At 64.8% G+C, this 12,282-nt stretch carries 7 protein-coding genes; 6 read left to right on the top strand and 1 reads right to left on the bottom strand.

Annotated features, from left to right (window positions below):
* The first annotated feature begins 253 nt into the window (after window positions 1-253).
* The 3 genes from C4900_RS05920 to C4900_RS05905 all read left to right on the top strand — a co-directional run bounded on the left by C4900_RS05920 (window position 254) and on the right by C4900_RS05905 (window position 3,272).
* The gene (locus tag C4900_RS05920; protein WP_065971294.1) at window positions 254-1,468 is read left to right on the top strand and encodes a zinc-dependent alcohol dehydrogenase; all 1,215 of its coding nucleotides are present in this window, start codon (window positions 254-256) and stop codon (window positions 1,466-1,468) included.
* Window positions 1,469-2,211: 743 nt separating this feature from the next.
* On the top strand, window positions 2,212-2,760 hold the full coding sequence (locus C4900_RS05910; RefSeq protein WP_114282578.1) for a hypothetical protein: 549 nt from the start codon (window positions 2,212-2,214) through the stop codon (window positions 2,758-2,760).
* A gap of 299 nt (window positions 2,761-3,059) precedes the next feature.
* A complete protein-coding gene (locus C4900_RS05905) occupies window positions 3,060-3,272 on the top strand; it encodes a hypothetical protein (protein ID WP_114282576.1) in 213 nt (70 codons plus the stop codon).
* 176 nt (window positions 3,273-3,448) lie between these two features.
* Here C4900_RS05905 and C4900_RS05900 read toward each other — a convergent pair whose 3' ends face one another.
* On the bottom strand, window positions 3,449-5,005 hold the full coding sequence (locus C4900_RS05900; RefSeq protein ID WP_065970798.1) for a Ppx/GppA phosphatase family protein: 1,557 nt from the start codon (window positions 5,003-5,005) through the stop codon (window positions 3,449-3,451).
* A 184-nt stretch (window positions 5,006-5,189) separates the two neighbouring features.
* On the opposite strand from C4900_RS05900, the gene C4900_RS05895 reads away from it, so the two are divergent.
* From C4900_RS05895 to C4900_RS05880, 3 genes are all read left to right on the top strand, one after another.
* Window positions 5,190-6,377, top strand: a complete 1,188-nt coding sequence (locus tag C4900_RS05895; RefSeq protein ID WP_170132426.1) for an MFS transporter — start codon at window positions 5,190-5,192, stop codon at window positions 6,375-6,377.
* Window positions 6,378-6,641: 264 nt separating this feature from the next.
* Complete coding sequence (gene purU / locus C4900_RS05890) at window positions 6,642-7,496, top strand: formyltetrahydrofolate deformylase (RefSeq protein WP_114282572.1); 855 nt, start codon at window positions 6,642-6,644, stop codon at window positions 7,494-7,496.
* Between the two features lie 883 nt (window positions 7,497-8,379).
* Entirely contained in the window at window positions 8,380-12,123 is a 3,744-nt protein-coding gene (locus C4900_RS05880) for a glycosyltransferase (protein ID WP_170132425.1), read from the top strand.
* Window positions 12,124-12,282 lie beyond the last annotated feature (159 nt).

Below are 12,282 nucleotides of genomic sequence, written 5' to 3'. Positions count from 1 at the left end.
CGCATCGTAGCGAAACCATGGCAGGCCGTCACCATCGGCCGCGTCCGGCACAGGACCTTATGCGATGACCGGGACATGGGCGCGCTTGCGTACATACCTATCTCTTGGACACATACCTATCTGCAGACAGTCTGCCGCTGCCGCCCGACACATCGTGCGCGTAACCCCTCAGAGGTCCGCCCAATTACCGGTCTGCTGACAGACCCTTAGGCCTAGCATGGGCGCCTTCTGGACAAGCCCCAAGGAGCATCTCATGAAAGCCGTCGTTTTCCATGGTATCGGAGACATCCGTCTCGATAATGTCCCGGAGCCGCGTCTAGAAAGGCCCGACGATGCCATCGTGAGACTCACCAGCAGCGCCATCTGCGGGACCGACTTGCACATGGTGCGCGGGACGTTGAGCGACATGCAGCCGGGGACCATACTGGGCCATGAGGGCGTGGGGGTCGTCGAAGAGATCGGCGCCCATGTGCGCAACCTGCGCAAAGGCGAGCGCGTAGTGATCCCGTCGACCATAGGCTGTGGCTACTGCTCGTATTGCCGCGCCGGTTATTACGCCCAGTGCGATCACGCCAACCCCAACGGGCCGCTCGCCGGTACCGCCTTCTTCGGGGGACCCAAAGGTTCAGGCCCCTTCCAGGGCCTGCAGGCGGAATACGCACGCATCCCCTACGCCCAGGTGGGCCCCGTGATCCTGCCCGATAGCATCTCCGACAATCAGGCGATCCTGCTCTCCGATATCTTTCCCACGGGCTATTTTGGTGCCAAGCTCGCGGCAGTCAAAGGCGGTGACGTGGTGGCGGTGTTCGGCTGTGGACCAGTAGGCCAGTTCACCATCGCAAGCTGCAAGCTCCTGAACGCCGGCCGGATCTTTGCCATCGACAAAGTCCCCTCGCGCCTCGAGATGGCCCAGCGCCAAGGCGCGGAGGTCATCAACTTCAATGACGAGGACCCAGTGGCGGTGCTACGCGACATGACGGGCGGCATAGGGCCGGAATGCGTGATCGATGCCGTAGGCATAGACGCGGAGGTGGCCTCCGGGGGCCCGGCCCACGAACACGGCAAGGGCCGGGAGGCCATGCTCGCCAAGGAATTGCAGGAGATTGCCCCCCACATGCATCCTGTCGACGGCAACTGGCACCCGGGTAGCGGCCCCTCCCAGGCCCTGCACTGGGCCGTGGAGAGCGTCGCCAAGGCCGGACGTGTGGCGATCATCGGCGTCTACCCGCCAGCCGACCGCTTCTTTCCCATAGGCCTTGCCATGAACAAGAACCTGCGCCTTACCATGGGCAACTGTAATCATCGCGCCTACCTGCCGGAACTGATCCAGCTCGTGCGCACCGGCGCCATCGACCCCTCGGCGGTACTGACCCAACAGCGCGAGCTCGTGGGGGCACTGGACGCCTATAAAGCCTTCGACAAGCGCACCGACGGTTGGATGAAGGTCGGGCTCAAGCTCGCCTCCTAGGCCCCCATTCGTTGCCTCGGACGAAAGACGTTTTCCTGTGGGGCCTTCAAGGCGTCGTGAGGGGACCTCTATTCCGCGCCCTGCCTACACGGCGAAGGGGTCGATCAGCGCCATGGCGCGCGCGGGAGTGGATGCGATGGGCTAGCGCGGTAGAGGTCAGGGCATCCCTGGCGTCCGACGAGCAGCAGGCAGTGCCGGCTCCATGGCGGTGTGGCGCACCATGGTGGCAAGCCCCGCGAGACGTGTCGGGACACTGTGGATGGGCGTGCCGTCCTCGTGGTGCCGCCGGGCGACCTTCGCTTTCGCCGTAGCCTGGCGTCCGGCCGGCGCCACGGGATCACGGGCGGCCTTGGTGGAACCGTCCGAGGCGTGGGGCGGTGGAAGTCCCCCGCGCTGTATGATCACGATCGCGGGCACTATGACCAAGTGTACAAGGAATATGGCTTTGCGGCCGTCGGTCAGCCCTATGACAGTGCCTACCCCGGGGAACCGCGCTTCATCGAGATCAGTCTCAGTGGGCGATTCGCGTAAGGGTCCGGTCGATAGGCCTGAGGTGTCCCAGGCAGATGTGCGCAGATCGGAGGCATGATAGGCGCCTTCGGATACCGGGACGATGACCTTCCATCCCTAGGCGGCGGCCGATCGGCCGGAGGGCATCGCGAAGGCCTTGAAACGGATGGGAACCCGCCCCATGGGCCTACGGTCACAGGTGACAAACGATCTGAAGAGGAGGGTTTGCGCATATGAAAGGGAAATATCGGACGGCGATATCGACCATCGGTGTGGCCGCGGTCGTGGCCGCGGCCCTGGCATTGCTCCCGGCTCACCACCGGCCGGCCCACACCCAGGGGGCGACTGGGCCGATAGCCAACGCCCCCTTCCAGCAGGTCCGTGTCTATCGAACCCCGGGAGGGGGTCTGCTACGCACCGAGACCGTACGCTGGCAGGGTCCGGGCAGCATGACCATCGTCACCTGGTCGAGTAACGGCAAGGCCGGTGCGGCCCTCCCCCCATGGGTGGGTGTGGAGCTCGAAAACATGGCGGCGCAACAGCGCCTGCTGCAGGCGGCGATGCAGCGCCTGATGAGCGCCCAGGCGCCATTGCTGCCGCTGGCAGGCCCCATGGGCCCACTGCCGTCGCTCTCGATCCAGGTTGAATGGCCCCAGGGGATACGGGCCCCAGCCCCGGCAATAGCCCCAGCCACAGTCCCAGCCACGACCCCGACTGCGGCCCCAGCGCAGACGCCCGCGCCTGTCCTGCACCCGCAGGCCCGCCAAACAGTCGACATTTGATGGCCCCGGCGCCCGCCTTCGGGCGGGTGCCCTTCCTTTTTCTTGGGCTTTCTGGCCACTCGGACTTAAAGTCCCCCTACCCAAGCCGTCATGGCGCGATGGCGCGCATGCAAAGGGATACCATGCAGGCGCCGGATGCCCGGAGCCGCCGACACCTATCGCGACCGGTAGGCGGCCTGCCTATCCGCGCGCTTCCCTGGCGGATAGGGACAAGGAGTGCCCTGACAGGACCTCGGGGCCGTCCTAGGGCGCCATGATCCCCAGGGCAAGAATGACAGGCCAAAGAGGGGCTTGGGCGTATGCCGCCGATCCCCTTCCTCCCATGGGGATTCGATCTCTCCGATCCGGGGGCCAAGGGGGCCTTGTACGACTCCCAGGCCACGGGGCGCCTGGTCGGGATCGATCTCGGTTGGGGGCCGGGAGACCCCCTCTCGAAGCTCCGTCCTTGGCTTCAGAAACACCATCCGGGCCAGAAGCCCGTCCCGGAGGTCTACCGCCACCGGGAGGCCTAAGGGTGAAGCTCACCCACGGCACGATGATTGATGCCCCCTCATCAACGCCCTCTCGTCGACCAACCCACGACCCAAGGCCACGCGATTGGGGCGCGGACGAGGCGTTGTGCCTCCCTCACCCCACCCCCGCTTCTGGGCCTTGCCCTTGTCCACATGAGGGTTAGATCAGATGTGCCCTAGCCGTTCAAAAGAAAGCGGATGCCGCCTTTTTGCATGTCCGCAAGCTCGGGACCCAGTTCCCGCCAAAAGGCGTCGCGCATGGGATTGGCGCGCAAAGGGGTACTGATCTCGAGCGTGCTCGCGCGCGCACTCAGGCGCCAGGGTGCGCGCCGGCTGCTGATGGCGAGCGACTGTTCGATCCGCAAAAGCACCACGACGATGCGCGTGAGTATCGCTAAACGGACCGCGGCATCCCCAAAAGACCTTTTTATGCCGGCTACCGCAAGTTGCGTCCACTTGCCGCGATGCATGGCCACCAGCATGCCGAGCAGCGCCTGTTCGCGCGGCGCGAAACCGGCCAATTCCGCGTGCGCCACGATATAGGCACTGTGACGCTCGTAGTGGAGACGATTGATGGCAGTCCCGCAGGCATGGAGCTGCACCGCCCATCCCAGGAAGCGCCGATCCTCCGGCGATAAGCGCCATGGACCCGCCACCATCTCGAAGAGCGCATCGATGCGCTCGGCCATCCCGGTTCCGTAGGGATTCGGCCAGCGTGCCGCCAAGCGCGCGATTGCCTCGCTCCGTACATCCACTCCCGACAGGCGACCGATCAGATCCCTCAGGACCCCTTCACGCAAGGCACCCTTGGCGACCTCCATGGTCGTGATCTCCAAGACATCAAAAAGCGCAATCACGATGGCGAGCCCCCCGGCGAACACCGGGGCCCGCTCCGTCGCAAGACCTGGAAGCACCAGCCGGTCGACGTGACGCTGAGCCAAGACGCGTTCCTTAAGCTCCGTCAACGCGTCGGCCGTAAGTCCCCCGGTGGCGACCCCCAATTCGCGCGCCACGGCCTCGACGGCACGGATGGTCCCCGAGGACCCCACAGCCCGGTCCCAGTGCGCCGCACGCAAGCGTTCGCGTAGGGGCATAAGCTGATGCTGGGCAAAGGTTACGGCCTGCGCGAACCGCGCCTCGGTGAGCAGATGGCCGGCAAACAGCCGATCGGTCAAGGTGACACAACCCATGGTCACGCTCTCCAGCACCTCGGCGTGTCCGCCGACGCCCACGATGAGCTCCGTGCTCCCGCCCCCGATATCGACCACCAATGCGCGCGCCTCGGCGGCGATTCCGGGGCTTACGCCACGATAGATAAGGCGCGCCTCCTCGATACCAGAGACCACCTCCACCGGCACACCGAGGCGCGCCTGGGCCTTCCGCAAAAAGGACTCGGCGCCCACCGCCTGGCGCAGCGTATTGGTCCCGACCGCGCGCACAAGCTCGGGACGCCATAGCGCAAGGCGCTGTCCGAAGCGCCGCAGGCAGGCCAGGGCCGCCTTGGCGGCCGCCGGGCGAATATGCTGCTTGTGGTCGAGCCCCGACCCGAAACGCAGCATCTCCCGCAGCTTGTCCACTACAACCGGCTCGCCGTTCTCCACCTTGGCGATGACCAGATGAAAGCTGTTCGAACCGAGATCCACGGCGGCAATTACCGGGCTGCGGTTGCGCGCCATGCGCTTTACGATCTTCTTGGGAGCCCGCAAGGCCGCCTTGGCTAAGGCTTTGGGCATGGGATCGCCGCCTTTTCATGAACAGAATGTTGGCGAGTCTGGCGAATCCCGATGACGATGACAAGACAGCGAACACGCATCCGATAGGACCTGACAGGCATGATCGTGCGCAGAACGGACCGTGGTCGTGTTGCGGTCGGCCATGAAAACGCTACACTTGATGCGTTACTCTCGATGGCATCCCATGTCCCGTCATGAAGACCCACACGCCGCATCCGCGGCGTCCCTGTCCACTGGTTTGCTCGGATTTCTGGCGTTCCTGGCCGGCGCCACCGTCGCCAATCTGTACTATAGCCAGCCGCTGCTCACGCAAATCGCAAAGAGTTTCCATATCGCACCGGGTCGCGCCAGTCTCGTAACGGTCGCTACCCAGATCGGTTATGCCGCGGGCCTCATGCTCATCGTACCCCTGGGCGATGGCCAGGAGCGCAAACGCCTCATCGTCATGACCACCGCACTCATAGCCGGCGCGCTGGCCCTGGTGGCGCTCAGCCCGACCTTGCCGATCCTGCTCGCGGCCTGCCTTTTTATGGGACTGGTCACTACCGTCCCGCAATTGCTCGTCCCTTATACCGCAAACCTCGCCGAGCCGGCCCGTCGCGGGCGTGCGGTAGGTCTCGTCATGAGCGGTCTTCTGGTCGGCATCATCGTATCCCGGGCCTTGAGCGGCTTCGGGGCCTTTCTCGGATGGCGCAGGATCTATGCGATCGCAGCCGGCGTCATGGCCCTGTGCGCAGTCGCCGCCGGCCGCCTCCTGCCCCGTCAGCCGCCGACCGAACCGGCCACCCACAGGACCCTGCTCCGATCTCTGATCACGCTTTGGCGACAGGAGCCCGTGCTCCGTCTCCACGCCTTCCTGGGCGCCATGGGCTTTGCCGCCTTCAATAGTTTTTGGACACCGCTCGTCTTCCATTACGCCCGCCTGTTTCCGGGCGACGCCAGCCGTATGGTCGGAATCACAGGGTTTATCGGCGTAGCCGGCGCCCTGGCGGCGCCCCTCTCCGGCCGACTATCCGAACGCATCGGCGCGCGCGCCATCAACGGCGCCTTTCTCGGACTCGTAGTGGTGGCATTCCTGGTCTTATGGGCGGCAGGCGACTCCCTCGCGGGTGTCGCCGTCGGCGCGGCACTCCTCGACGCCGGCGTTCAAGGCAGTCACGTTTCGAACCAGACCCGCATCTATGCCCTGGGCGCGGCCGTCCGAAATCGCCTGACCGCCCTCTACATGACCGCCTACTTCACCGGGGGTGCCCTCGGATCGTTCGTAGGGACCCTGGCCTGGCAGGAGGCGCGATGGCCGGCGGTGTGCGCAAGCGGCGCCGCCTTTGCGCTCGCCGCCCAGGCGCGCCTCTTTGCCGCCCGCCGCCAATGACCCCCTGGTCGCCGCCGCCCGCCGGGTTATCGTGACCGGCAGTCGCCGGCGCCGCAGGCCGGCTTTGCACAGACACACGGATAGCCCATCCCTTGCCCCTCATCATTCCGGGATGTCCCGAGACGAACCCGCGCGCTCCCACCCAAAACCCGTGCGACCGCTATCCTGACACCGGGTCCATGGCCGCGAGGCCAGAAACATCCTTCCCTTGAGAAGCGGGAGGATGTCAAAATGGCGGCCCGTTGCCATCCGCCCGGAGCCCCGATGCCCCGCCGTTACACACTGACACTCTCGTGTCCCGATCGTGTCGGTATCGTCGCCGCCGTAAGTGGCCTGATTGCCGCCCACGGCGGCTGGATCACGGAGGCCAACCATCACTCCGACCCGGAAGGTGGCCGGTTCTTCATGCGCCAGGAGATTCTTGCCGACTCCCTACCCTTCGACGCCACGAGCTTTCGGGAACGGCTCGCCCCGATCGCGGCCGAATTCGCCATGGATTGGCGGCTGGTCGACAGTGCCTGTAAAGAACGCGTAGTGATCCTGGTTTCGCAGCTCGGCCACTGCCTCTACGACCTCCTGGCCCGCTGGCAGGCGCAGGAATGGGACATCGAGATCCCGTGCGTCATATCGAATCACGACACGCACCGGGGCTTCGTGGAATGGCACGGCATCCCCTTTCATCATGTGCCGGTGGCATCCGGCGACAAGGCTGCGGCCTTCGCGCGGATCGCCGAGCTGTTCGAGGATGCGCAAGGCGACGTCATGGTCCTCGCCCGCTACATGCAGATCCTCCCAGATGCCCTATGCCAGCGCTACCCCCATCGCATCATCAATATCCATCACGGATTTCTGCCGAGCTTCAAGGGTGCCAAGCCTTATCATCAAGCCTATGAACGGGGCGTCAAGCTGGTCGGCGCTACCTGCCATTACGTCACCTCGGATCTGGATGATGGTCCAATCATTGAACAAGACGTGGTGCGCGTCGATCACTCCGACGACCCCTCGGATCTGATCCGCTACGGCCGGGATATCGAAAAGACCGTGCTGGCGCGGGGGCTCGGCTATCATCTGGACGACCGCGTCCTGATCCATGGCCGGCGTACCGTCGTTTTCCGCTAGACCCCGAGGCCCGAGACAGGATGCGCCATACCCCATCGGCTGGACGAACCCGATGGCGCCTGCCCTCCGCTACCTCTCACGTCACGACAGGCACCCCCGCCACCGACGATCCCTGCAGTCCTGATCGCGCGATCCCCTGATACGCGGGCCGCACGGTGTGCCATCTATCCACCGGGCATAGCCGCCGTCACAATGCGCGACAAAGATCGAGGATACGATCTCATTCACCGGATCGGTCGCCATCCACATCCCAGCGCGCAAAGGCCCGATGACCGGGAAGGCATCGTGCCCGCGCCTCGCCATCCTTGCCGACAAGTGCAAGCCGCGCAATGGGCCTACTGTGACCCTATACTGACGATCCTCGCGGAGGGTGCGCAAGCAGCCCTCGTCCCGGTTATGACGAACTCGGCCGTTTCACCGACCGCCGGTCTTGCCGCACCACCCCCTACCACGTGACAATCGTCCGCAGCTGTAACGCCAATGCTACAGCACGATTCGCGAAGCCCTGGATGGGCTGTTTGGATAATCGCCGAAACAGGGCCACCCCAACCGACAAGGACGACACGACGATGCCCACCAAGACCGAAACGCCCCTTACCCACCGACCCGATAGGTACGGATATACCCTGGCCTAGCGTATAGGCCGATAGACCGTTACAGCGACCCATGCCCGTTTTGACAGCGCTGGCGATGAATCCTGAGGCTTTAAGGACCCTCCCCGCACAGCCGCGTCGATCCCTGGCAGGCCCGGACTGATAACAGGTGGGGCGCCCCGGGTCCGGCATAGGACTCACGGCCGATGACAGGCCGCATACGGGATGCTCTCATACCGCCAAAGCGGGATGTCCGAGGTGTGCCGTCATCCATCCTTGCAGGGGCCCCTATGAACGAGATCTCGCATATCTACCATCGCAACGCCGTCGACCCCCACGGCAACGACAGCCTCGCCAAGATCGCCCAGCAGATCGCACCCGCGACCAAGGTGCTGGATGTCGGGTGCGCCGTGGGGCGCCTGGGACAGCACTTGAGCGAAGCCCGGCACTGTATCGTTGATGGCATCGAAATCAACCCCGAGGCGGCGGCCCTGGCGCGACCCTATTATCGCGATGTCTGGGAACTCGACGTGGAGGACGCCCGGATGCTCTCGCACCTGGGCGACCGACGATACGATGTCGTGGTCTGCGCCGATATCCTCGAACACCTGCGTGAACCGACGGATTTCCTAAGGCGCATCAAACCCCTGCTTACGGATCACGGCCGACTGCTGGTGTCGGTACCCAATATCGCCCACGGGGGTGTGATACGGGAGCTCATGTCTGGGGATTTCCGGTATCGCGACGAAGGCCTCCTGGATCGTACGCATCTCCGGTTCTTCACGAGAGAAAGCTTTCTGCGCACGCTTGCGGAGGCCGGGTGGCGGGGGCAGGTCGTCGACCACACGGTCCTGGATATCCAGCACACGGAGTTCGCGCACCCGCCAGGGCATCACGAGAAGATACCGCAATTGCTGTGGCAGACCCTACTCCCCGAGATTCCGGACGCCGCAGTCTATCAATTCGTCATGGAGGCCGTCCCCGAGGAATATGCCCTGCCGGCGCCCCGAAAGGGATCGGACCTGAGCCCGCCGCGCCCTTCCATTGGCGTAGCGGTCTATTGGCGGGACGTCCATGAGGATTATTGCGAGACACGACGGGCCGCACGGCCGTTGCCCCTCGGCTCCGGGCCCCATACCCTGCGCCTGCGACTGCCCGCGACCCCCACCAAACGCCGCCTGAGACTCGACCCGGGCGATTGGCCGTGTTATCTGCGCCTCCATGACCTTGCGCTCTATCGCGGACCGCGCGCCCTCTGGGTATGGGACGGCCGGCGCGAATCGCTGTTCGGGGAATCCCGGCGGGGGCTATCGCCCTCTGCGTCATTGGACACCGGGGTCGGGCTGTGGCTGTGGGATAACGACTCCTGGATCGAATTGGCGATCCCGGAAGAGTTCGTCGCCCATGCCGATACCATAGCGGTACGATTGTCCACTCCGCCTACGCACGGCGATGCGCTCGGCGCGCTCGAGGGCTGGCTTGCGCTATATGCCCAAAACCCGGAACGACCACCCCTGAAGCAGCTCCAGGCCGCACAGAAGGATCTGGAGACGACCCGCGCCACCCTCCAGCAGATCACCACCTCCCGATCCTGGCGCCTCACAGAGCCCCTCCGGCGCACGGCGACGCGGTTGCGCGCCGCCCGGCAGGCGCTCATAGGGGGTCCGCCGCAACGCATGCAGCGGCGCGCACTCGCCAAATCCCTGCTCCATCGCCTACCGCTGCCGGCGCGTGCCAAGGACGCGCTGGCCGTCTGGGGGCGAAGCGCCTACAGAAACCTGCTCGAGCAGGACTACGCGCTGTGGGTGCGGCGCTACGATACCCTGACCGATGCGGATCGCGGCGCCATCCGCCGCCAGATCGCCTCCTGGACCCACCCGCCCATGATCTCGGTGATCATGCCGGTCTACAATGCCCCGCCGCGTTTTCTGCAAGCCGCCATAGACTCGGTCCGCCATCAGCTCTATCCGCATTGGGAGCTTTGTATCGCAGACGACGCCTCCCCGGACCCGCGCGTGCGCCGCATTCTGCAGGATTACGCGAAGCGCGATACCCGGATCCGTGTCCACTTCCGGGCCAAGAACGGCCATATCTCGCGCACCTCGAACGATGCCTTGGCCATGGCCACGGGCGAGTTCATAGCGCTCCTGGACCACGATGACCTGCTGGCCGAACACGCCCTCTACTGGGTGGCCGCGGAGATCCTGCACCATCCGCATGTCGATCTGCTCTATAGCGACGAGGACAAGGTCGACGTGCGCGGCACACGCCACGATGCCTATTTCAAGCCCGATTGGAACCCGGACCTGCTCTTAGGCCAAAACTATGTCAGCCATCTTGGGGTATACCGTCGCGAGCGCGCGCTCGCCATCGGCGGATTCCGTGCAGGCTACGAGGGCAGTCAGGACTGGGACCTGGTGCTGCGCTTCACGACAGGGCTTGATGCCCACAAGATCCGCCATATCCCGGCGGTCTTGTACCACTGGCGCACCCTGCCCAATTCCACCGCCGCCTCGCTCGACGCCAAGCCCTACTGTATCGAGGCCTCACGCAAGGCGGTACAAGAATTCCTGAGCACCGAGGGCGCGCGGTTTGCCATGGACGCCGTATGTAACGGTGTCCATCATCTGCCGAGGCTGTCGGTCAAAGGCCGCCCCACCGTAAGCCTCATCATCCCCACCCGCAATGGTGTCGATGTCCTGCGGACCTGCCTGAACAGTCTCGAGCGGACCGTTTATCCGGATCGGGAGATCGTGGTCATCGACAACCAGAGCGACGACCCCGAGACCCTGACCTATCTGGCAAGCTTAAAGCGCGAGGGGCGTATCACACTCCTGCACTACGATGCGGAGTTCAATTATGCACACATGCACAACTGGGCGGTACCGCAGTGCTCGGGGGAATTTCTGTGTCTTCTCAACAATGACACCGAGGCCATCGCACCCGAGTGGCTCGCGGAGATGGTCGCCCATGCCCAACGCCCCGGAGTTGGCGCGGTCGGGGCCAAGCTCCTCTACCCCGACGGTACCATCCAGCACGGCGGAGTGGTCCTCGGTATCGGCGGGATCGCAAGCCACCTCCACAAGCATGTCGGCGGCGACAGCGGCGGGTATTTCGGCCGGGCGGCCCTCATCCAGACCGTTACCGCCGTGACCGGGGCCTGCCTTGTCATGCGCAAACAGCATTGGGAGGCCTTGGGGGGCATGTCGGAAAATCTCCCCGTGGCCTTCAACGATGTCGATCTGTGCCTGCGTCTGCGCGAGGCCGGCTACCGGAACGTCTGGGTACCGCAGGCGGTCCTCTACCACCACGAGTCCAAGTCGCGGGGGGACGAGCGGACACCGGCAAACCGTAAGCGCTTCGCCTCGGAATGCGCCTATATGCAATGGCGGTGGGGTCCGATGTTCGCAAGCGACCCCGGCTATAACCCAAACTTAAGTCTCGACCATGAACAGTTCGACCTCGCCAAACCGCCGCGTACCCCCAAACCCTGGCATGGCGCCCCGTCGATTATCGATGTCCCGTATGGCGCCCCGAACACCGAACCTGCCCCTGTCGACCTGCGCCCAGACACACCGATCGAGGCGCGCTTTGCCATACCGCATGCCGTCACCGGCACCCTCCATGGCCTGGATATCCTGGTCGGGACCCGTGCGGGGCCGTGCGACGGCACGCTCGTCCTTACCATCAAAGACGGCCTGGGGCACACCGTCGAGGCGCGGGGATCGCTCGCATCGCTGACGGATAACGCCGCCCGGCCCCTGCCGCTGCCGCTCGACGGTGAAGGCCTGGCCTTGATGGGGCAGGAGGGGCTCACGATCCGCATGCATCTGGAGGATACCGTCCACCCCCTGACCCTATACGCCTATCCCGTGAATGCGCGCTGGAGCCATGGCATCACAGGACACGACGATATGGCATTGCGCATTCGCCTCCATGTCACCATGACGATCGAGTTATATCCCGATGCCGATGCCGCACGACACACCCCATCAATGTGCGCGGACTTCAACACGCGTCCATCGCCGGCTTGAAGGACGCTGCGCCTATGGCCCATGCGAGCGGCAGGGCGTGTTACAAGCGCCGGTCCTGCCTCATCCGTTCCCGAGATCACAGCCCCATTCGACCGGCGGCAGGGGCACCCTCATCGCGTGGGGAATTGCGAGGCGCGGTCGATTCGGTCGGCCATTTTC

Source organism: Acidiferrobacter thiooxydans (assembly GCF_003333315.1).
Classification (GTDB): Bacteria; Pseudomonadota; Gammaproteobacteria; order Acidiferrobacterales; family Acidiferrobacteraceae; genus Acidiferrobacter; species Acidiferrobacter thiooxydans.
This window is presented reverse-complemented; position numbering and strand designations above follow the sequence as displayed.